The following is a 19,648-nucleotide window of genomic DNA, read 5'->3' as shown; positions in this document are numbered from 1 at the left end:
CCACGGTCCACCACACCGACATTTCGTGCGGCACCAGATCCTCCGACGGATGCGGGACAGCACCGGACGGCTTCGGATCCGGACGATCCCCGGTCATGCAGACACCTCCGAGCTGGGCCAGAGGGGCACACTCTCGTAGTCATACGGGTGCAAGTGCCTCGAAGAGTGCCCCTCTGGCAGGATGCACGGGTAGTAGGCGACGGTAACGGCGCAGCCCTTGTACTTGTAGGAGTTGCTCTCCGGGGCAGGCTCTCCGCAAACCTCTACAAAGTCGCGGTCCTCATCAAACTGGGAAGTCTCGTCTTCTTCGATCGTGCCCCAGTAGACGCCGCACCCTTCGCAGTAGGCGATGCCGTCCTCCATGCTGACTTCCTGACGGCAGTGCCCACACGAGGGCGCGGAAATAACCAGCCCAGGGAGGTCCCCGTCCAGCCGGATCATGCCGCGTCTCCCAGGATCATGGCGGCCAGTATGGAAGCCTCACCTGGGCCGGTCGCGCGGCGCGCGATCAGGCCACACACCGCCACCACCTCACCCGGAGCGGGTGGGGCCGCCGGAATGTACCCGATACGCAGGTCCATATCCAGGCCGCGCCCGGCCCGCTGCTTCGCTAGCTTCTGCTCAAACGTCAACGGCTTCGGCAGCGGGGTAGCTCGCGGCACCCGGGCGACCGGCGCCGGTCGCGGCTTCGGCTCGGGGCCGGTACGCGTCCGAACAAACTTCGCCTTGAACTCCTCCACGTCCGCACGTCGATACCGTGCACGCCCCGGCTGGTCTACGCGAGGGGGTAACTCCATACCGTGCCGTGCACGCCGATAAAACGTTGCTTGCACCCAACCCATCACCGCGGCAGCATCCCGCGTGTCCAACAGATCCTCGGCGCTCATGCGAGTTCCTTCCCGAAAAGACGAGCGATCTCGACCTTGCCAGCAGGCGTAATGTAGAGCGTCTGCTTCAACTGGTTGTTGTGATGCCGAGGTGCGTTATGCTGCGGCACCAGACGGAAAAGGTGTTTCTTCCCTGCCATGGGCCACCACTCGTAAACGGGCTCAAGACGGCCTTTTGTCGTGGAGAATCTTTCCCCGATGAACTTCCGGTATGCGAACATCTTCTCGACCATCAGGTCGCGGATGTCTGTCTCTTTCACGCCCAGCTCATTGCTCAGTGCGCGCACCGTTACCAGGTCATCCGTAGACACGAACGTGTCCACATACTCGACCTTCGGAGCGTCCTGCTCGACCTTCGCGGTGAGCTCGGCAACCTGCGCGGTTGTGATCTGCAACGCCTGCGCCACGATCTGCTCGGGCGTGAGTGCCTGGACTTGTCCGTACCCGCCGGTCTTGCGGATCGTCGGCAGCACCTCCGCGGTGATCCACCGGCGGAACGCGACCGCCTCGGCCTTGTCCGACCGGATCACGACCTCGTACATGCCAGGCTCAGACACGATCGTGACAAGTCGCCGCTGCCCGCCCGAGCTGATGTGAGCCTGACACACACCAGCTTGATCGATACGATCAGCTACCCGCGCCGGGGTCGTGAGACCGAGGACCGCGCACAGGTCGGCGAGCACAAACCACGGCTCACCGTCATGCTCTACTACTCGCACCTGGAAGGTGCCATAATCAAATGGAAGAATCTGCATGCGATTCCTTTCTGTTTGGACGCCCCGTTGCACCGGGGCGTTCTTCATTTGGTGGAGGTAGCTTCCGGCTCGGTCCAGCGAGTAACCGTCGCCTTGCCCAGTGCCTTGAGCGCCCGATACTGGGCAACCCAAACCTCCTGCGTGGCCTCGGGGGCGAACCAGCCAGCACGGCGGCGCTCCACTTCGGCCATGAGCTTCCCGAGCGTCCCGGACCAGCAGCCCACATTGAGGTGGTGCTTGCCGTTCTTGGTGCGGAACAGCGTCGCGGTGACTCCTTCGGAACCGATGGGGCCAACAACGAGGTAATGCCAGGTTTCTTCGACCCGAGCGTCGCCGTAGACCCGAGCGTCGCCGGAGACCCAAGCGTCGCCGTAGACCCGAGCGTCGCCGTAGACCCAAGCGTCGCCGTAGACCCGAGCGTCGCCGTAGACCCGAGCGTCGCCGTAGACCTGAGCGTCGCCGTAGACCTGAGCGTCGCCGGAGACCCGAGCGTCGCCGTAGACCCGAGCGTCGCCGTAGACCTGAGCGTCGCCGGAGACCTGAGCGTCGCCGGAGACCTGAGCGTCGCCGGAGACCCGAGCGTCGCCGTAGACCTGAGCGTCGCCGGAGACCTGAGCGTCGCCGGAGACCTGAGCGTCGCCGGAGACCTGAGCGTCGCCGGAGACCCAAGCGTTGCCGTAGACCTGAGCGTCGCCGGAGACCCAAGCGTCGCCGGAGACCCAAGCGTCGCCGGAGACCCGAGCGTCGCCGTTCGCCAGCTCGGCCGACTCAACCCAGCCACCCTCGTCACCCTTCTTTACCGACGTTCCGGGGATGTCCTCGGTAGCTCGGATGCGGTGCACGGTGATGCCGTATGCGTTGATCTTGGTTTCACCGGTGAGTTCGAACCGGCGAGGTGCTGTCGTCATTTCTTTCTCCTTCTTCTATGTGGCGTGTTTACGCAGTGCCGATGCGGGGAATCGAACCCGGCTTGTACCCCCGCGTCATTCCGCGTTCCAAGGGACGGCTCTCGGCATTCACCCCGCAGGGGTCATGCCGGCACACCAGCCACCGGGGACATACCCGGCCTGGATTGGTTGGCCCGTTCTCGCCTTTAGCTTCAGGGCCTAACAATGTGGAATTCTCAACTTGCAGGCGCGACAATTACCGCCACCCCAAAGGGTCGGTCGAACTGTGCGCTTAGTACCTGACGGGCCGGACTGTGAGGGCCGGTCAGGATGTCGGGCTACGACTTAGACGATTCGTGAATCCACCAGGTCAGAAACGACCCAGCACCAAAAACGATCATGAGCAAGGCACCGAGCGTGTCGAAAGAAATCTCGATCATGATGCGACCAGCTCGAGCTTGCCGAGACGAACCCGCAGCCGTTCCAGGCCGCGCATGGTCACTCGCACCTGCGGGGAATCAATCACACGCTCGAGCGTTTTCGGGTGGATGTGTGACTGCGGCTTCATCAGCAGATACCCGCTGTCCACGGCCTTCTGCATGGGCCGCCACGCGCCGCCGTTGCGACGGAACGTCCATCCGAGTTCGCCCAGCTTTTCGAAAAGCTTCTGCGGGCCCAGATCGATACCTACCGTGGCGAGGATCTTCGACGCATCCGAAACCGAATGATCACCGCGTGCGCCGACCAATTCATCCCATGCGGATGCCTTGGGAGCGAGTGCCGCAATCTGCTCATCCTTCTGGGCGATCTCGTCCTGAGCGATCAGAACCGCCTCAGCCAGGATCTCAGCGCGGGAACGCTTCACTGCAAACTGGCCCGTCTTGCGGATCGCCGGCAGCACCTCAGCGGTAACCCAGCGCTTGAAATCCCGAGCGGAAGGAATCTGACTGGCGAGAATCGCAGCGTAAAGGCCTGCCTCAGTGATAACCGTGAGCGACTGGTCTCCACCGGGGGTACGCACTGAGCGCGTACCCTTATCCTCGTCATCGATCCGGCGAGAAAGGTCGGATGCCATTCGGTAGCCAAGAGCGGATGCAACGTCCGAGGCGACGAACAGCGGCTCACCGTCTTCGCGGATAACGCGAATCTGGTTACCAACAAAATCGAATGGTACGATCTGGGTAAGCATTTCTTCTCCTAAGGGGTTTTGCTGGCCCGGTGTTCCAGCACCGGGTTTTTTGTTGTCCGCTTCATGACGACCGCCGAGCGATAAATTCGTCATAACTGGACTTTGGAATCCGAAGTCGGCTTCTCTCTCCGCTGTTCGCGATATTTACCGTTCGGAGCTGGCCCGAGTTGATGAGCCGGTAAACGGTAGCCCTGCTTTTGATTCGCATTCCGTCTGCAACCTCGGGGATCGTGAGTAGACGTTCTACATCCGCAGTCATGCCGTCAGCCTCAACCGTGGTGCCGCTACCGCGTCTGCTGCCATCCGTCCTGCAATAGCGCCGGCGACTTTCGCAACAAATGCAGGAGATGGCGCATGGGAGCCGCGTTCAACTTTTGAAAGGTAGGCGGGGGCAACTGAAGCAAGTGTGGCCACCTCGCCCTGGGTGAGTCCCGCTTCGCTGCGGAGAAGCTTGAGGGCCAGGCCTCCGGATGTACTGGTGTGTGTTGTCATGTCTTGAAGTTACCCAAAAACAAGACACGAAAGCAAGCCTGGCATGTCATGTTTCATCCGGTTTTTAATTACATATGTCTAATTTGTCCTTATGACTTGCGCGTGAACGTGCAGATGTTAAGATAAACCCATGTCTAAAAAACTTTCTGAAAAATTCTCTCGCGAAGACCGCCAGGCCCTCGCGTCGCGGATACAGTCCCTTAGACACAACGCATCAATCGAGCAAGAAGAGCTGGCCTCCATGGCGGGTATTGCTCGCGGGACCCTGTCGGCAATCGAGAACGGACGCACCGTTCCCCAAGCAGCGGTCCTAGTTCGAATTTACGAAGCGCTTGGCATGGACATAGTCGGAACCCAATTCTCCGATTCAACCAACCAGTCCCTCGCAGCCATTGGGGCCCTCCTGGAAGCAATCCCAGAGGCGCGCAGATCTGACGCAGTAAGCGAAGTAATAGTCATCCTGAGCCGCGCGGTTCGCAAAGCAGCAATGTCGAATGTCGTACCCATGCGAGACGATAACGCTTCATATCTTGACCAAGTGGACCTCTCACTCGAGATCAAAGCCGCCAGCAACGACGATGGAGGGCAGGAAGAATACCCGAACGGATAGCCATGTATGACCCGCACACTCACGCATATCGCCTCGGCGTGCGGGTCCACCACCGCGAAATCGGATCGCCGACGGGCCTGTGGGTGCCCCGCTTGCAAACTATCTTCCTGCGCCCCGGAATGACGGCCCGCCACGAACGATCGGTGCTAGCCCACGAAGTTGCCCATGTCGTCCTTGGGCACTCTGATACCAGCCGTAAGCAAGAACTTGCAGCAGATGCCATGGCTGCCCGGAATCTCGTAGACCCGCGCGCCCTATCAGAGCTAACTAAATGGACCCACGAAATACCTGAGCTCGCCATTGAGCTTGGGGTAACCGAAAAGGTAATAAGGACCTACCTGAAGGAAGAACATGCCTGACGAAACCCCGAAACAAGTCCGACGCCCGAAAGGTGAAGGTAGCATCTACCCGTTCCGGAATGGATATCGCGCAGTGGTCACCGTGCGTGGCAAGAAGCAGTATTTCTACTTTCCGAACGTAACTAAAGCAGAGGTCGGGCCGAAGCTGCGCGCGATCCTCAACCAACGCGATGACGGCACCTTGCCGAAAGGCGGGGACGCCACAGTCTCGCAGTGGATGAACCACTGGGTTGAAACCGGAAAGATGCGCCCAAACGTGAAAGCAGGGTACCGGTCCATCATCGACCGGCATGTTGCACCGACCATCGGGCACCTGAAGCTACGCGAGCTCGAGCCAGAAGACCTGGAAGTCCTTTACTCGGAGCTGGCAGATGGCAAACGTGCACGCCCAACGAGATCCCGCACAGCACCGTCCGGGTCGCCGCGCACAAAGAAGCCAATGTCAGAAACAGGGATCCGTAACGTGCATGCGTGCATTAGAGCATCGTTGAACAAGGCATTAAAACGCGGGCGCATTACTCGCAACGTCGCACTTTCCGTCGACACCCCTGCGGTAGCGCGAGAGGAGATGCGAACCCTTACCCTCGAACAGACTCAATCTATCCTGAACGCCGTCAGGGATACGCGCCACGAGGCTAGATGGTTCATAGGTCTGGTGTTCGGGCTGCGCCCGTCTGAGGTTCTGGGGATTGAGTGGAAGCACGTTGATCTGGACCGAGGCGAGATTCGCGTTCGACAACAGCTTCAGCGAGTGAGTGGGCAGGGCATGGTCATTTTGCCTATGGCAAAAACCGATGCTGGCCGCCGAACGATTCCGATACCAGGTGATGTCGTTGCGATGCTGAGGCGAACTCGAGCGGATCAGATGGATAACCGAATCGCACTCGGAGGCTCGTACGTCGAGTGGGAGCACGACGGCGAGCCTACATCTCTTGTGTTCACTCAGATGAACGGGCGTCCGATCGATACGGGAGTGGACACTAGGGCCTGGCGCAAGCTGCTTGTGTCCGTGGGCCTGCCGATCGAACGAAGGTACATCTCGCGACATACCGCTGGATCAATCATGGTTGCGATGGGAATGAAAATCGCGGTCATCTCGAACATCCTCGGACACAAGCGAACGTCATTCACGTTGGACACGTATGTCCACCCGTACGAGTCTGATAAACGAGATACTGCCAATGCCTTGGGCGCTCTCTACTCGCAGAGTGGCATCTAATTCGTCACCCTATCCGCTAAGCAACAATGAACAACACTGAACATGAAACTGAAACAAAAGCCCGATCGAGTCGTAATTATCGACACCATAAAACACGATCAAACAACGCAGTATCAAACTTCCAAACTAATGATGCGGGTTCGATTCCCGTCATCCCCTCCACATAAAGGCCCGGTTCTTGTACTGAGAACCGGGCCTTTTGCCGTTGACGATGGTGAATAGTCAGGCACCGTGGCGACGCGGCCCCGGCGCTCGCTCTCGGCTGAATATCGCCGGCGGGGCCGAGATGAGCCGGGTGGATTCGTGAGGATACGTCAACACCCGGCCCGTCTCGATGGTTAGCGCTCCCAGATATAGGGAGTGGTTTCGGTCACCTTGACCAGACCCGAGCGCTCCAGGATCGGGCGAGAGAACTCGGTCGAGTCCGAGTGCACAAATTTCTTACCGGAGGCGAGGGCCGCGCGCGCCCGGGCCGCGGTCAACGCACGATAGATGCCGCGGCCACGGTATTCGTGCAGCGTGGATCCACCCCAGATACCCACAAAATCGGTCCCGGGAACGGGTTCCAGCCGTCCGGCGCTGACGAACTTTCCGTCGGCCTCGGCGACCCAGAACTCGACATCGCTGCCGGCCGTCAGCTCCCCGAGCATTTCGCCCAGGCGGTCCTCATCCTCATCCTCCTCAAAGGCGACGGCAGCCATCGCGCTCATGGCTCGCAGGTCGGCCTCGGTGGTGATCCGCCGCACGGTGATACCGTCGGCCGCGAGTAGATCGGCGGGATCGTTGGTGGTGAGCGATTCCAGCGCACCGATCATGACCGACTCGGACTCCTCGGCAGCAAAACCGTGTTCGATCAGCGCCTCGTGCAGCCCCTCGACACCGTCATGCGCGCGGGTCTTCCACTCCACGTCCACGATTTCGGGGCGACGGCTAAAGATCTCCAGGGCTTCACCGACCAGGGTCGATACCTCCACGCCCACGAGCCCGTCGAGATGTGCATAGGTGATAAACCCGTGACCGCCGGAGAAGGTTGCGAGAAAGAGCGGTCCGTGGCGTTCTACGGATTCGGCGGTTCGGACCTCGGAGTCGGTGCGGAGCTGGGAGTCATATGCGTCTAAGTGCGCTGCGATTGTAGTCATCGCGATCAGCGTAGCAGCGCGCTTCTCCGGGATTCCAGCGGAAAAACTGCACACTTGACCTCAACCAAGGTTGAGCTGTTTGGCTGGGGTCATGGAACTCACCCGAATTGCCACCACCGTCCAAGACCGCGATGCCGCCACGGCGTTCTACCACGATGTATTGGGGATGCCGGTGCGACATTCGCCCCTGCACACGGTGGTCTCTATCGGCGCATCCGAACTCCTTCTCACCACCGACCCGGATGCCGACGCGCGCGGTCTCCATCTTGCCCTCGACGTCCCCGCCGACCGACTCGATCTCGCCGCCGACTGGCTCGATAGCCATATCGGACGCATCGTGTTGGACGGGGAGGACACCTTCGATGGCCCCGCCGGGTGGAACTCTCGCTCCGTCTACTTCCTCGGTCCCGAAAACTCGATCCTGGAATTCATCGGTCGCCGCGATCTGAATCTTGAGCCCGGCAGCGGGGCATTCCACCCGTCCGAGGTGATCGGCATAAGTGAGGTCGGGGTGGCCGTCGAAAGCGTTCCCCTGAGCGTCGATGTCCTCACCACCGAGGCGGGACTTCCGCGCTTTGGGAGCGGATCGGACGCGTTCGCGCCGGTGGGCGATGCCTCCGGGCTGCTGATTATGGTGCAGACCGGGCGAGTCTGGTTCCCCACCGAGTCCCAGCGGGCTCTGCCTGTTCCCCTCCATATTGAGGCACGCGGCGGCGTCCCCGGCGTCTACCCCCTCTCCCCCGATGCGACCCTGACCATCCGCTAGCGTCCTGACCGCGTTGGCACCCGGCCTCAAGCCGGGGCCGTCGCGCGGGCGCGTGGGGAGAAAAATCGGGCGATAATAAGGGAGTCCCCAACGCCCGTTCGAAGGTAGTGTGCCCGTGTCCGAAAACCCGTCCTCGTCTCCGGTCAGCCCCGAGGCGGCGGAGCAGACCCCCGCCGACGCCTGGGAAGCGCCGCAGCAGGGCGTGCGCCCCGATCCCGTCCGCACCCCGCACGCCGGCATCTTTGGATATGTGGCCGCGGTGATCGGCATCGCCGTGGCGCTGTGGATCGTCGCCGGGCGCACCCTGGTCGGCATCGATGGAGACCTGGTGCGCTGGTTCGCCTACAGCCTGGGGCCGGTCTATGCGATTCTCAACATTTTCGTGGGCCGCAACATCATCCTCACGGCCAAGCGCGGCTACAACCTGCGCCCCTCGGCCGTCGCCACGCTGATCATCTCCTGGGTGAGTGGCATCGGGTTCGGATTCCTGGTGCCGGACATCACCGAACACGGCCTGGTGTCCATGGTGTCCCTCAGTGGAGGCGAGGTCGCCCAGGAGATCGGGATCGGCGTGGCCAACCCGCTGGCCACCGTGAGCGTGACCCTGGCCATCTTTGCCCTGGTCCTCAGCGGTCTCTCGGCCCGCGGGCCCAAGCCTCCCGTGGACGAGGAGGATTACTAGACACCTGCGCGAACCTAACGATCAGGTCACAGCCCACTCGAATCGGCCAGGCCCCCACTCCCCCATGTGCCAGACTGGCGCACAGGGTACGGGGCAATGGCGCCCCGCACTCGCCTACTTCCCTCCGAAAGCCGGCCACTCCGCCATGAAACTCCGCTCCATCGCCGCCGTCTACACCCTGGTGGGTGCCGTGGTGTTCCTGATCGGGGGCATCCTGCTGGGCCTTGGCCGATTCGGGCCGGGTGTGCTCATGATGATCGTCTGTATCATCTTCCTCGCCGCGAGCGGACGCGCCCAGCGCCGATCCAAGCGCTAGGTTCCGCGCGAACTCCCCCTCCAGCTCTTCCTCGAGCTCCTCCTCGAGCTCCTCCTCGAGCTGGCCTTCGAGCTGCCCCTACAGCGCCGCGTAGCGCGCCGCATTCGCCCGATAGCGGGCGGCGTTATCCCGGATTCCGGCGATCTCCTCGGGGGTCAGCGCACGCCGCACCTTGCCCGGGACACCGGCTACCAGGGATCCCGCGGGAATCTGCGCACCCTCCAGTACCACCGCACCACCGGCGATCAGCGAGTTCTCGCCGACCACCGCGCCGTTCAGCACCACCGCGCCCATGCCCACCAGCACACCGTCTCCGATCGTGGACCCGTGGATGACCGCGTTATGCCCCACCGAGACATCGCGACCGATGAGCACCGGGGACCCGGGATCCGCATGGACCGCGACACCGTCCTGCAGGTTGCTTCCCGCGCCCAGCTCGATCGAGGCACTGTCCCCGCGCAGCACCGCGTTAAACCACACGCTGGATTCGGGTGCGAGCGTGACGTCCCCGACGATGCGTGCGCCGGGGGCGATATACGCATCCGCGGCGATGCGCGGGGCGGGCAGATCGGGCAGGGCGAGGATCGAAAACTCCGGGGTCTCGGACATGGTTTCAGCCTAGCCTCGAACCTTTTTTGATGAATTTTTGATGCTGGGCGCGGGCTGAAGGAATCATGAATTCCAATCGAAAACACGCGTCATCTCGCGGCCAAACGACCCCGCATTGGGGGCCCAAAAACCGCTGAAACACGGCGTAAGACGAGCCTAATCTTGCTTGCGGAATGTTTTTATCCGCGTACCGTTGTATCTAACACCGAGGAAAGAAGGAAAAAATGACCAACATCCAGACCGTCGCCACCAGTTCCGTCAGCGCAGAGGTTGCCGCCGGAGTTGCCCAGTTCCTCAGCCCGGTCGTTCTCGACCTCCAGGCTCTTGTCATCAACGGCAAGCAGGCCCACTGGCACGTCCGCGGAGCCAACTTCGTGGGTGTCCACGAACTCTTCGACACCGTCGTGGAGCACGCCCAGGACTGGTCCGACCTCGCCGCCGAGCGAATCGTTGCACTCGGCCTCCCGGTAGATGCCCGCCTGGCCACCGTAGCCGCCAAGACCACCACCGGTGAACTGACCGCCGGATTCGTGCAGTCCGACCAGTCCATCGCCGAGGTTATCGCCCAGATCGACGCCGCCCTCGTCTCGGTCAACACCGCAATCGACGAGCTCGCCGAGATCGATGCCACCAGCCAGGACGTCGCGATCGAGATCGCTCGCGGCCTGGACAAGGACCGCTGGTTCCTGGTCGCTCACCTCAGCAAGTAATTCCCCGGGTTTTCGCCGCGCTTTCGCCTTCGGGCGGGGGCGCGGCGCTCGTTAACGGCGTATCGCCCCCGCGCGGAAGAGCCACGGGGGCGATACGTCTGCCGCCGGAATGCCCCGCGCCGACTCTCGGCGCGGAGCATTCCACACGACCTAGCGCGCGGGTGCCGGTGCCGGCTCCTGTTCGGGCCGCTCGGCGGCGTCTCCGTGTCCGTCGGCGGTCATCGTCGACTCGTCGAAGGGCAGCTCCCCCGCCAGCACGCTGCGGGCGCGGTTGCGGTCGATCTGTCCGGTCCAGGTGCCGATCAGGAAGGTCGCGACGGCGTTCCCGGTGAAGTTGGTCAGCGCGCGTCCCTCGGACATGAACCGGTCGATCCCCACGATCACCCCGACCCCGTCCACCAGGTCCGGACGGTACGCCTGCAGGCCGCCGGCCAGGGTCGCAAGCCCCGCCCCGGTCACCCCGGCGGCTCCCTTGGACGCGATGATCATGAAGACCAGCAGACCGATCTGCTCGCCGATGCTCATCGGCTGCCCCATCCCGGTCGCGATAAACAGCGAGGCCATGGTCAGATAGATCGCGGTCCCGTCCAGGTTAAAGGAGTACCCCGTGGGCACCGTGATGCCCACCACGGGCTTCGAGACCCCGGCGTGTTCGAGCTTGGCGATCAGTCGCGGCAGCGCCGACTCGGAGGAGGAGGTGCCCACGATCAGCAGGTACTCCCGGCCAAAGTACTTAAGCATCTTGAAGATGTTGAGCCCGGTCACGAAGTACAGCAGCGAACCCAGCACCCCGACGATGAACAGCACGCAGGTGATGTAGAACGCGATCATCAGAATGCCCAGTCCCCAGATCGCCGCCGCCCCGGTCTTACCCACGACCGCGGCAATCGCGCCGAAGGCACCGATCGGGGCCAGCCAGAGAATCATGCTGAGGATGCGGAACACCAGGGTCTGCAGCTGCTTGATCGCGCCGATGATCGGCTCGCCGCGCTTGCCCAGCCCCTGCAGGGCGAAGCCGGTGAGCAGGGCAATAAAGAGGACCTGGAGAACGCTCTCCCCGGTGAAGGCCGAGAAGAAGGTCGGCGGGATGATCTGCAGGATAAAGTCCACGGTTCCCGCGGCCTCGCCCTTGGTTTCATAGTGCGAGCCGCGCATGTCCAGCCCCTCGCCCGGGTGGATCAGGTTCCCCACCACCAGGCCGATGGCCAGCGCGAAGGTCGACATGACCAGGAAGTAGATCAGCGCCAGGCCGCCGATCTTGCCGACGGTTGCGGCCTTGGCGATCGACCCCACGCCGATCACGATGGTGCAGAAGATGATCGGGGCGATCATCATCTTAATCAGGGAGACAAAGGCCTTCCCGAGGGGCTCCAGCGCGATGGCCACGTCGGGGACGATCAGCCCCAGCAACGCGCCGGCTACCACGGCGATAATCACCGAGACGTAGAGCCAGGTGTGTCGGTCCCATGAGCGCCGCGGCCGGCGCGGGATGGTGCGATGTACGGTGTTGTGTGCCACGAGTTCCTCCTGAAACGACTCTGTTCGGATGCGGTGCGGGCAGGGCACCAGATCAATTTCCCTCACGCTACGACCGCATCCGGATGAGCCCCGAGTTTTGGTCATATTGGTCGCGACAAAACACCGAGGGGGACGCCCGCGTGGCACAATGACGGAATGGTCCAAAAACGTACCCGCAGCGCATCATCGAGCGTGTTTCTGGCGCTCATCCTGATCGCCATACTCCTCGGCCTCGCCGTGGGCGGGCTGCTGATTTGGGACCGTCAGCGGGCCGGGGAACACGAGGCCGAGCGGGCCACCGAGGCCATCGCCACGACCCTCGCCCTCTCCCCCACCACCCGCGTGGCCCTGGCCGGAGTGGAATCGGGGACACGAGGATTCACCGATGCATCCGATCTTCTCCAGCCGATCACCCGCACGCTGATCGACCGGGCGGGCATCACCTATGTCACCATCATGACCCCGGCCGGAGTGCGCCTCACCCACCGCGAGGAATCGCAGATCGGCGAGTACTACCTGGGCACGATCCCCGACTCCGCCACCGAGCTGACCGAGGTATTTGACGGAACCCTCGGCCCCTCGATCCGCACCATCGTACCGGTGCTCGCGCCGGGCGGTACCGAAATCGTGGGGTGGGTGTCGGCCGGGGTAACGCTGGGCACGGTCGGGGCGTCGATCCGGGATGAGCTGCCGCTGATCCTGACCGTCACGGCCGGCCTCCTCGCCACCGGGATCGTGGGGGCGCTACTGGGACGTCACTACACGCGCAGGCTCGCGGGCAATCTCAGCGCCGCCGATGTGCGCGACGCGACCTCCTCGTTTGAATCGCTGCGTACCCTGGGCGCGGCGCTGCGTGCGCAAAACCATGAGCATGGCAACCGGCTCCACACGGCCGTGGCGATGCTTGAGCTGGGACGCACCCGGGAGGCCATCACCCTGCTAACCGAAACCGCCGATCACAATCAGGAGCTGGTGGACAGTCTGGCGGTGCCGGCGACCTCCGAATCCACCATGAACGCACTGCTGCTGGGCAAGAGCGCCCAGGCCTCGGAGCGCGGGATCCGCTTCGAGACCGTGATCGATCCCGAGGCCCCCGCACTCGCGCTGAGCCCGATCGATGCAATCGCCGTCGTGGGCAACCTGATCGACAATGCGTTTGATGCCGCCGCGGCCGGCGAGCGCCCACACACCGTGCATCTGGAAATGCGTCCGTCGGGTGCCGAGACCGTGGACATCTCGGTGACCGATAGCGGGGCGGGATTCACCGAGGACTCCCGGGCTCGAATGTTCGAACACGGATTCTCGACCAAGGCGGCACCCTCGGCCACCCGGGGTATCGGGCTCGCCCTGGTCCACCAGATCGTGACCCAGGCGGGTGGTCACATCACCGTGGATGAACATCCCACCACGCTCAGGGTTTCCCTCCCCGCCGCCCCCACACGGGAGGATGACCGATGACTAAGCCGCGCGATATCCGCGTCCTGATCGTGGATGACGATCCCCTGATCGTCGAGCTCCACCGGTCGTTTGTGGAACGGGTGCCCGGGTTTGTGGTGGTCGCCGAGGCCGTCGGGGCCTTTCAAGCCGTGGCGATCCTGCGTGATGATGCCCGTCCGATCGACCTCATCCTGCTGGATATCACGATGCCCGACGGCAGCGGCCTGGACGTGCTCCGCCACATTCGGGCCCGCGGCACCGACACCCACGCGATCGTGATCAGTGGGGTGCGGGAGGCCGAGAGCGTCCGTCGCACGCTGGCCCTGGGTGTGGCCCAGTACCTGATCAAACCCTTCACCTTCGCCACCTTCTATGAGCGGATGGCTCAGTTCCGCGACTTCCACAGCCGTGACCTCTGCGCCACCGGCCAGTCCACCCAGCAGGAGGTGGACTCGCTGTTTTCGGCGCTACGACCGCCCACCCGGGAGGCACCCGCGAAGGGCATCGCACCCGAGACGCTGAGGCTGGTGACCGACGCGCTGCGCACCCACGGGGCCTGTTCCGCCGCCGAGATCGCCGAAGAGGTGGGGATGTCGCGGGTGGCAGCCCGGCGCTACCTGGAGCATCTCACCGCGACCGGCAGCGTGGAACGCGCCCCTCGGCTGGGTGCTCCGGGACGCCCCCAGAGCGAGTATCGGTGGCGGTCCGCCATGTCCGATTAGCGGCGCAACCGAAGTATTTTTCCGGCTGTCAAGGAATCACCGACTCGGTCCCCCATAGGGAGGACCGCGTTGCCGTTTTGCACCATCGATGCGACGAATTCGGCGATATCTTGCGGCAATCTGGGCAAAATTGGGCACTCAGAGGCGAGGTAGTCCGTAGTCTGCCAGGCAGGCAAAACTCCCTTTGCCTCGGTACCAAAGGACACGATGACCATCACTCGATACCCCGCGTGGCCCTCCGGCATCATCCAGCTACGGGATACCCAGGTGTGTCCCTCGTGCTTTGGGATCCCGGCAATCGGAGTCTGCGGGCGATGCAACATCGATGTCCGCACCGGCGTGGCCGGGCTGATTCGTCTGCGTAGCCAGACCCTGGACGCGGCTCTCCTGGAACGCGCGGGACTGATCGCCGCGATGCGGTCCCGTCAAAACCTTCCCGCCGGCACCGCGGTGACCCTCGCCTGGCCGCCCACGGCATTGGCGCTGATGGACCCCGCGCGCTGTCCCGGATGCTTTGCCACCCTGGCCGGCTCGCGCTGCGAGGCGTGTGGACTCTCGCTGAACCAGGACGACGCGGTTGAGCTAACCCAGGTAAGCCGCGCGGCCGGGGATCTGGCCGAGGAGCGCCGGCGCGCGGTGCTGGCGCTTCCGGTGGCGGCGTATGCACCCCCGGGCGTGAGTCCTTCGGCTCACCCGGTTGTCGCCCCCGTGCCGAGCCCGATTCCGGTCGCTAATCCGATTGCCAGCCCCGTGCCAAGCCCGGTGGTGAGCCCGATCCAGAGTCCCGTCACGGCGATGGTGCCGTTCGATACGTCGGTGGCCGCCGCGGACCTGGTCCAGGCCCCCGCGGCCGCGATGCCCGCGCCACCCGCGCCGCCGGAATCACCACGACGAGTCGCCGCGGCCCCCGCTTCCGAGCGGGTGCCACGCCGTTCGAGCATCCAGACCACGCTGCTGACCCTGGGCGTGGTGCTCCTGGTAGCCGCGGCACTGTTCTTTGCAACCCTCGCCTATCTGGGGACCACCCCGCCGGTACGCGCGCTGATCCTGCTCGGTGTCGCCGCCGCGACGGCCGCGGTGGCCGGATTCATCGTGAGGCGGCTGCCCTCCACCGCGCACGCCCTGGCGATCCTCAGCACGATCATTGCGCTGATCGATGCGGGCCTGGTGCGGGCCTTTGATGTGGCGGGGATCTCGGGCCTCGATCCGATCTTCTCGGCCGGCCTCGGCCTGGGCCTCGTGGGGGCACTGGCGGTGCTGGCCGAACGACTCACCCGCGTGCGCAGCTATGCGTTCATCGCCGCACTCCTGCTCCCACTGTCGGCGTTTGGGCTGATCGGGTCGCTCGGCACCACGGCCTTCCAGACGGTGTGGCTGGGATCGCTTGCGGGCCTGGTGATCGCGGTTGCCGGATCCCGCGTCCTGCGGTCCCGTGCGGCACGCGCCCCCGAGCGCCTGCTGGTGGAATCGCTCGGACTGGCCCTGGTCGTTGTCGCGACCGGAAGTGTGCCCGGGGTTGCACAGGCTGGTGTCGTCCTGCTGGTGTTCCTCCTGGGCGCGACCGCGCTCGCCTGGCTGGGTTTTGCGGTACTGACCACCTCGCACCCCCTGCGCATCACCGGCCGCACCGGTGCCATGCTGCTTGCGGCGCTGACGCCGCCGGGACTGCTCGGGACCACCATCACCGAGGTTGCGCTCGCATTCTCGCCTCCGACACTGCCCGCGCTGCTCATGGTGGTGCTCTCGACCACGATGACCGCCACCGGGATCTGGGTCCTGACCCGCCGCAGCGAGCACCCGAGCCTGGCAACCCTGCTGCCCGGCTGGACCGCGTGGATCGCCTCGGCGATCCTAACCGGCTGCGCCCTGGGCTGGTTTGCCACCGAGCGCGCGGCCGAATCCTCGATGCCCAACACGGGCACATTCCTCACCGTGGCCCTGCCCGGAATGGCGGCGCTCCTACTCGCCCTGGCACCCCTGGGGTTTGCCGCACACCGCCTCCGGGCGCTGCGCGATGTCCTTCCCTGGCTCCTGGGCGCGGCAACCCTGGCCGCAACCCTCAGCGTATTCCCGCTGGAATCCCGTTTTGCCCAGTCGATCATCATCCTGGCAATTGCCCTGGCCCTGGCCGAAACCTCGATCCGGCTCCCCCGTCGCCTCCCCGGGCTGACCTTCTGGCTGGTGCCGGCCGTCCTCTCCGCGGCGAGTATTGTGTTGGCACTGGTGCGCTCGCCCTCGCTGACCGCCGCCGACATCGTGATCCACGCGCTGGCACTGGTCGCGTTTATGGCCTGGCGGGTCCGCGCCGAACAGGATCCGCGCGCGGCCACGCCGCCGACCCAGCGCGTTCTCCTCTCGATGGGTGCCTTCCTGCTCGGCCTCACGCTGGTTGGGCGCATCGTGGCGACGCAGTCCCCGATGTCAATGACCGCGCTCGGGGGTTGGGAGTTGGTCTATGCGGCACTCATCGGGATCCTCCTTGGGGTAGTGCCCGCGCTTTCCGACCGCTTCCGAGTGAACCCGTTTGGTACAGCCGAGGGACGCCTGATCGGCGCGGCCGCGGCGGTCCTGTTGGTTCTCGCCGGCGCATACTTCTGGGCCGGTCTGATCCTGGAGCCGCGTCCCGGCCTGCCGATCGCTCTGCTGCCGATTGTGGGGACCCTCGGCGCCCTGGTTCCGGTGCTGCGTCCCGCCCGGATCGGCACCGGCATCCGTCTCCTCCTCAGTGCCTCGGCGATCCTGCTCGCGGCGCTGTCGGTCACCTCGATCTCGATGCAGGCAGACGTGCGCGAGACAATCCCGGTCGCGCTCCTGCTCCTGGCCCTCACGATCATCGGGCATACCCCGCTGCGAACCCGCGTGCTCGGCGGACCGAACTCGACACCACGCCGCCTCAGCCTGCGTCTCAATCCGCCAGAGACCCTACTGGGTGCCCTTCGTCACGTGCGCATCGCGACCGATCTCGCCCTGCTCCTGATCGCAATCCCGGTGTTTATTGACGGGGTAAACCTCGTGTCCAGCTGGCCGGCGCTGCCGATTCTTGCGGTCGCCGCCGCGGTCTCCTCCGGGGCTCACGGCAACCCGCTGTTACGCACCAGCGGGCTCCGACGCTTCCAGCTGGCACTCGCCCTGGGGATCGCCAGTACCTCGCTCTGGGTGGCCCTGGATCGGGCGTATATCACCTCGACCAGCGCCTATGTGGTGCCGGTGGCGGCGATGCTTGCGCTGCTGATCCTCCTGACCAGTGCGATCAACCCGGTCCATCCCCGGCCGCACGTGGCGACCCTGGGCCTCGGCCTGGCCGGAGCCTCCGCCGCCATCGGTGTGATTGCGGATGGACTTCGGTTCGGATCCACCGGTGCCCTCATCATCGGGCTGGTAGCCCTGGTGCTGGCCGGATCAGCTCGTCTGCTGCGGCGCGAGTGGCGCAATCTTCCGGTGCGCGCCCTGGCGCTGGGGCCAACCGCGGGCACGCTCATTGTGCTGACTCTGGGACGAGTGTTCCTCGTGACCGGCGGCTATCGGATCGCATTCCCCGCTCCCGCCGAGCTCTGGGCCATCATGCTGTGTGTTCTGGTGCTGGCGTTCATTCCCTGGCTGCGCCGCGAGTCGTTCTCGAGCATCGACTCGGTCATCGGACTGGCGGCGTTTAGTGCCCTGGTGCTCATCGGATTCCCGCTGCTCGCCGGATCCGACCACCTCCGCGCCTCGCTCATCCTGCTCGCCTCGCTGTTTGCGATTCTTGCCGTCGCGGGCGCTGGCTACTCGCGCTGGGGATCACCGTTCTGGATCGGCGCGCTGGGAATCTCGGGTTTCTACGGTGTCTTCGCCTGGGTGCGTCCGGGAACCGCCGTCGAGCTGGCCCTGGCTCCCCTGCTGATCGCCGCGGTGCTGATCGGCATTCTCAAGCTGCGTCGGCACCCGGACCTGCGCAGCATGCCGGTGCTGGGGATCCCGCTGGCGGTAGGGACCCTCGCCTCATTCCTCGCCGGGTGGGGCGATCCCCACCCGATCCGCATCGTGGGGCTCGGGATCGTCACCATCGCGCTGATTCTCTGGGGTGTGTTCGGCCGGCTCCAGGCGCCGTTCGTGATCGGCACCGGCGTGCTCCTGATCCACGTGATCGTGCAGGCGTTCCCGCTCATCCGCGCCATTACCGACACCCTGTCCTGGGCGGTGTGGGCGGGACTAGGCGGCGTCCTCCTCCTGGTGGTGGGAGCCACCTATGAGGCCCGGCTGCGCCAGGCCAAAAACCTGGTGCACGCGATCTCCGCGCTGCGCTAAACGGTTTTCGTACCACGCTAAAAACACGAACCCCGGTCCGAGTGGGCCGGGGTTCGTTTTGCGTCTAGAGTTGGCAGCCGGGACACCAGTAAAGCTTGCGGGCCTGCATCACCTCGAGGGCGATATTCGTTCCGCAGCGTCGGCAGGGCAGACCGGCCCGGCGGTAGACCCAGTGCCGGTCGGCGAGGTTTCCCATCGCCGCCACATAGGCCTCGGGATCCAGATCGTCCATGGTCATCATCTGGCCGGTTTCCACGCCGATCCGCAGCAGCACACCCCAGTCGTGCCAGAGCCCGCGCACCACCTCCTCGGGAACATGCTTGCCCGGGGTATGCGGGTTCAGCGCGGCCCGGAAGAGCATCTCGGCGCGATAGACGTTGCCGATCCCGGCCACCACTGACTGGTCCATCAGCAACTGCCCGATGGCCACCTGCCGCTTGCGCACGGCGGCCACAAACTTCTCCTCGGCCGCGGCCGAGTCATCGGTCAGCGGATCCGGACCCAGGGAGTCAATCTTCGCCTGAACCGCGTCCGGAGTCATGACCTCACACGCGGTCGGGCCACGCAGGTCTGCCACCGCGGTCTCGGTGAGGAGGCGCAGGCGTACCTGGCCCACCGGTTCCGGTGGGAACGTCTCGTTCTCGGCGCCGGCCAGCGCCTTGGTCTGCTCGGACATGCGCATCCGGGCGTTGCGCGGGGCGCCGATCGAGGCGATCGAGTCCTCCCCGCCGCGATCGACTAGCAGGCCGGGATCCAGCGTGGTTCCACGCTGGTTGGTCTGCCCCATCCGACCCGATGCGCTGGCAATCGTGGGATCGGTGGAGATGCTCCCGGCAAAATCCCACGCCCCGTAAAGCCCGAGGTGCACCCGCAGCCAGAGGTCCCCATCAAACTCGGCAAACATCTGCTTTCCGACCGCGTTGACGCGCAGCAGTTCGTGACCGCTGAGCACCTCGGCACCCTCGGCAAAGCGCCCCTGCGGGCTCGATGCGAACACCGGGGTATTCAGAAAGTTGCGTTCAAACTGCCGCGCGATGCGGTGTACTGAGTGTCCCTCGGGCACGGTC

21 protein-coding genes are annotated in these 19,648 nt (G+C 64.4%); 10 read left to right on the top strand and 11 right to left on the bottom strand.

All coding sequences use genetic code 11. The annotated features are described in order from the left end of the window. Nucleotides 1-93: 93 nt before the first annotated feature. The 7 genes from IE92_RS0112500 to IE92_RS19170 form a co-directional block, all read right to left on the bottom strand. Nucleotides 94-441, bottom strand: a complete 348-nt coding sequence (locus IE92_RS0112500) for a hypothetical protein (protein ID WP_030148830.1) — start codon at nucleotides 439-441, stop codon at nucleotides 94-96. After that, on the bottom strand, nucleotides 438-797 hold the full coding sequence (locus IE92_RS0112495) for a hypothetical protein (protein ID WP_156027527.1): 360 nt from the start codon (nucleotides 795-797) through the stop codon (nucleotides 438-440). The genes IE92_RS0112500 and IE92_RS0112495 overlap by 4 nt, the downstream gene beginning before the upstream one ends. Before the next feature lie 86 nt (nucleotides 798-883). After that, nucleotides 884-1,642: a phage antirepressor KilAC domain-containing protein gene (locus tag IE92_RS18560; RefSeq protein ID WP_051701542.1), complete on the bottom strand. Its 759-nt coding sequence runs from the start codon at nucleotides 1,640-1,642 to the stop codon at nucleotides 884-886. A gap of 44 nt (nucleotides 1,643-1,686) precedes the next feature. Beyond that, nucleotides 1,687-2,550, bottom strand: a complete 864-nt coding sequence (locus tag IE92_RS0112485; RefSeq protein ID WP_052367302.1) for a bactofilin family protein — start codon at nucleotides 2,548-2,550, stop codon at nucleotides 1,687-1,689. Nucleotides 2,551-2,965: 415 nt separating this feature from the next. Further along, nucleotides 2,966-3,811 carry a BRO family protein gene (locus tag IE92_RS0112475; RefSeq protein ID WP_081863850.1) on the bottom strand — a complete coding sequence of 282 codons (846 nt, stop codon included), beginning with the start codon at nucleotides 3,809-3,811 and terminating at the stop codon, nucleotides 2,966-2,968. Continuing rightward, complete coding sequence (locus tag IE92_RS17910) at nucleotides 3,780-3,926, bottom strand: helix-turn-helix domain-containing protein (RefSeq protein WP_245601289.1); 147 nt, start codon at nucleotides 3,924-3,926, stop codon at nucleotides 3,780-3,782. The genes IE92_RS0112475 and IE92_RS17910 overlap by 32 nt, the downstream gene beginning before the upstream one ends. A 47-nt stretch (nucleotides 3,927-3,973) precedes the next feature. Continuing rightward, nucleotides 3,974-4,210, bottom strand: a complete 237-nt coding sequence (locus IE92_RS19170) for a helix-turn-helix domain-containing protein (protein ID WP_081863851.1) — start codon at nucleotides 4,208-4,210, stop codon at nucleotides 3,974-3,976. A 130-nt stretch (nucleotides 4,211-4,340) separates the two neighbouring features. On the opposite strand from IE92_RS19170, the gene IE92_RS0112465 reads away from it, so the two are divergent. From IE92_RS0112465 to IE92_RS0112455, 3 genes are read left to right on the top strand one after another with little or no spacing between them, the layout of a single operon-like run. Further along, entirely contained in the window at nucleotides 4,341-4,820 is a 480-nt protein-coding gene (locus IE92_RS0112465; RefSeq protein ID WP_030148825.1) for a helix-turn-helix domain-containing protein, read from the top strand. Nucleotides 4,821-4,822: 2 nt separating this feature from the next. Beyond that, entirely contained in the window at nucleotides 4,823-5,179 is a 357-nt protein-coding gene (locus IE92_RS19165; RefSeq protein WP_030149553.1) for an ImmA/IrrE family metallo-endopeptidase, read from the top strand. Further along, complete coding sequence (locus tag IE92_RS0112455; RefSeq protein ID WP_081863852.1) at nucleotides 5,172-6,398, top strand: tyrosine-type recombinase/integrase; 1,227 nt, start codon at nucleotides 5,172-5,174, stop codon at nucleotides 6,396-6,398. Before IE92_RS19165 ends, IE92_RS0112455 begins: the two co-directional genes overlap by 8 nt. Before the next feature lie 338 nt (nucleotides 6,399-6,736). Here the strand turns inward: IE92_RS0112455 and IE92_RS0112450 are convergent, their stop codons facing one another. Further along, nucleotides 6,737-7,537, bottom strand: coding sequence for a GNAT family N-acetyltransferase (locus tag IE92_RS0112450; RefSeq protein ID WP_030148822.1), 801 nt, complete (start codon nucleotides 7,535-7,537; stop codon nucleotides 6,737-6,739). A 91-nt stretch (nucleotides 7,538-7,628) separates the two neighbouring features. Here IE92_RS0112450 and IE92_RS0112445 point away from each other — a divergent pair, with 91 nt between their 5' ends. The 3 genes from IE92_RS0112445 to IE92_RS18405 all read left to right on the top strand — a co-directional run bounded on the left by IE92_RS0112445 (nucleotide 7,629) and on the right by IE92_RS18405 (nucleotide 9,301). Beyond that, nucleotides 7,629-8,303, top strand: coding sequence for a VOC family protein (locus tag IE92_RS0112445; RefSeq protein ID WP_051701544.1), 675 nt, complete (start codon nucleotides 7,629-7,631; stop codon nucleotides 8,301-8,303). Between the two features lie 115 nt (nucleotides 8,304-8,418). Next, nucleotides 8,419-8,985, top strand: coding sequence for a hypothetical protein (locus IE92_RS0112440; protein ID WP_051701545.1), 567 nt, complete (start codon nucleotides 8,419-8,421; stop codon nucleotides 8,983-8,985). A gap of 145 nt (nucleotides 8,986-9,130) precedes the next feature. Continuing rightward, the gene (locus IE92_RS18405) at nucleotides 9,131-9,301 is read left to right on the top strand and encodes a hypothetical protein (protein ID WP_156027526.1); all 171 of its coding nucleotides are present in this window, start codon (nucleotides 9,131-9,133) and stop codon (nucleotides 9,299-9,301) included. Nucleotides 9,302-9,379: 78 nt separating this feature from the next. Here the strand turns inward: IE92_RS18405 and IE92_RS0112430 are convergent, their stop codons facing one another. Continuing rightward, nucleotides 9,380-9,910 carry a gamma carbonic anhydrase family protein gene (locus IE92_RS0112430; protein ID WP_030148819.1) on the bottom strand — a complete coding sequence of 177 codons (531 nt, stop codon included), beginning with the start codon at nucleotides 9,908-9,910 and terminating at the stop codon, nucleotides 9,380-9,382. Between the two features lie 224 nt (nucleotides 9,911-10,134). Here IE92_RS0112430 and IE92_RS0112425 point away from each other — a divergent pair, with 224 nt between their 5' ends. Next, on the top strand, nucleotides 10,135-10,620 hold the full coding sequence (locus tag IE92_RS0112425; RefSeq protein WP_030148818.1) for a Dps family protein: 486 nt from the start codon (nucleotides 10,135-10,137) through the stop codon (nucleotides 10,618-10,620). 150 nt (nucleotides 10,621-10,770) lie between these two features. Here IE92_RS0112425 and IE92_RS0112420 read toward each other — a convergent pair whose 3' ends face one another. Beyond that, nucleotides 10,771-12,138, bottom strand: coding sequence for a cation:dicarboxylate symporter family transporter (locus IE92_RS0112420; RefSeq protein WP_051701546.1), 1,368 nt, complete (start codon nucleotides 12,136-12,138; stop codon nucleotides 10,771-10,773). A 156-nt stretch (nucleotides 12,139-12,294) separates the two neighbouring features. Here IE92_RS0112420 and IE92_RS0112415 point away from each other — a divergent pair, with 156 nt between their 5' ends. The 3 genes from IE92_RS0112415 (at nucleotide 12,295) to IE92_RS0112400 (ending at nucleotide 18,581) form a co-directional block, all read left to right on the top strand. Then, on the top strand, nucleotides 12,295-13,596 hold the full coding sequence (locus tag IE92_RS0112415; protein WP_030148816.1) for a sensor histidine kinase: 1,302 nt from the start codon (nucleotides 12,295-12,297) through the stop codon (nucleotides 13,594-13,596). Beyond that, the gene (locus IE92_RS0112410; protein ID WP_030148815.1) at nucleotides 13,593-14,297 is read left to right on the top strand and encodes a response regulator; all 705 of its coding nucleotides are present in this window, start codon (nucleotides 13,593-13,595) and stop codon (nucleotides 14,295-14,297) included. Before IE92_RS0112415 ends, IE92_RS0112410 begins: the two co-directional genes overlap by 4 nt. 207 nt (nucleotides 14,298-14,504) lie before the next feature. After that, entirely contained in the window at nucleotides 14,505-18,581 is a 4,077-nt protein-coding gene (locus tag IE92_RS0112400) for an SCO7613 C-terminal domain-containing membrane protein (RefSeq protein ID WP_030148813.1), read from the top strand. 64 nt (nucleotides 18,582-18,645) lie between these two features. Here IE92_RS0112400 and IE92_RS0112395 read toward each other — a convergent pair whose 3' ends face one another. Beyond that, nucleotides 18,646-19,644 carry an Fpg/Nei family DNA glycosylase gene (locus IE92_RS0112395; protein ID WP_030148812.1) on the bottom strand — a complete coding sequence of 333 codons (999 nt, stop codon included), beginning with the start codon at nucleotides 19,642-19,644 and terminating at the stop codon, nucleotides 18,646-18,648. Nucleotides 19,645-19,648: the final 4 nt, after the last annotated feature.

Origin of the sequence: Mycetocola saprophilus (genome assembly GCF_000718085.1) — a bacterium.
Taxonomy (GTDB): domain Bacteria; phylum Actinomycetota; class Actinomycetes; order Actinomycetales; family Microbacteriaceae; genus Mycetocola; species Mycetocola saprophilus.
The sequence above is the reverse complement of the archived record's forward strand: the minus strand, read 5'-3'. Positions and strand labels throughout refer to the sequence as shown.

Bases quoted from the DNA above. Each gene is read 5' to 3' on its own strand.
- IE92_RS0112410 (WP_030148815.1), top strand. From the start codon at position 13,593: ATGACTAAGCCGCGCGATATCCGCGTCCTGATCGTGGATGACGATCCC.
- IE92_RS0112445 (WP_051701544.1), top strand. From the start codon at position 7,629: ATGGAACTCACCCGAATTGCCACCACCGTCCAAGACCGCGATGCCGCC.
- IE92_RS0112485 (WP_052367302.1), bottom strand. From the start codon at position 2,550: ATGACGACAGCACCTCGCCGGTTCGAACTCACCGGTGAAACCAAGATC.
- IE92_RS0112475 (WP_081863850.1), bottom strand. From the start codon at position 3,811: ATGACGAATTTATCGCTCGGCGGTCGTCATGAAGCGGACAACAAAAAA.
- IE92_RS0112425 (WP_030148818.1), top strand. From the start codon at position 10,135: ATGACCAACATCCAGACCGTCGCCACCAGTTCCGTCAGCGCAGAGGTT.
- IE92_RS0112500 (WP_030148830.1), bottom strand. From the start codon at position 441: ATGATCCGGCTGGACGGGGACCTCCCTGGGCTGGTTATTTCCGCGCCC.
- IE92_RS18560 (WP_051701542.1), bottom strand. From the start codon at position 1,642: ATGCAGATTCTTCCATTTGATTATGGCACCTTCCAGGTGCGAGTAGTA.
- IE92_RS0112455 (WP_081863852.1), top strand. From the start codon at position 5,172: ATGCCTGACGAAACCCCGAAACAAGTCCGACGCCCGAAAGGTGAAGGT.
- IE92_RS19170 (WP_081863851.1), bottom strand. From the start codon at position 4,210: ATGACAACACACACCAGTACATCCGGAGGCCTGGCCCTCAAGCTTCTC.
- IE92_RS0112400 (WP_030148813.1), top strand. From the start codon at position 14,505: ATGACCATCACTCGATACCCCGCGTGGCCCTCCGGCATCATCCAGCTA.
- IE92_RS18405 (WP_156027526.1), top strand. From the start codon at position 9,131: ATGAAACTCCGCTCCATCGCCGCCGTCTACACCCTGGTGGGTGCCGTG.
- IE92_RS17910 (WP_245601289.1), bottom strand. From the start codon at position 3,926: ATGCGAATCAAAAGCAGGGCTACCGTTTACCGGCTCATCAACTCGGGC.
- IE92_RS0112430 (WP_030148819.1), bottom strand. From the start codon at position 9,910: ATGTCCGAGACCCCGGAGTTTTCGATCCTCGCCCTGCCCGATCTGCCC.
- IE92_RS0112415 (WP_030148816.1), top strand. From the start codon at position 12,295: ATGGTCCAAAAACGTACCCGCAGCGCATCATCGAGCGTGTTTCTGGCG.
- IE92_RS0112465 (WP_030148825.1), top strand. From the start codon at position 4,341: ATGTCTAAAAAACTTTCTGAAAAATTCTCTCGCGAAGACCGCCAGGCC.
- IE92_RS0112450 (WP_030148822.1), bottom strand. From the start codon at position 7,537: ATGACTACAATCGCAGCGCACTTAGACGCATATGACTCCCAGCTCCGC.
- IE92_RS19165 (WP_030149553.1), top strand. From the start codon at position 4,823: ATGTATGACCCGCACACTCACGCATATCGCCTCGGCGTGCGGGTCCAC.
- IE92_RS0112495 (WP_156027527.1), bottom strand. From the start codon at position 797: ATGGAGTTACCCCCTCGCGTAGACCAGCCGGGGCGTGCACGGTATCGA.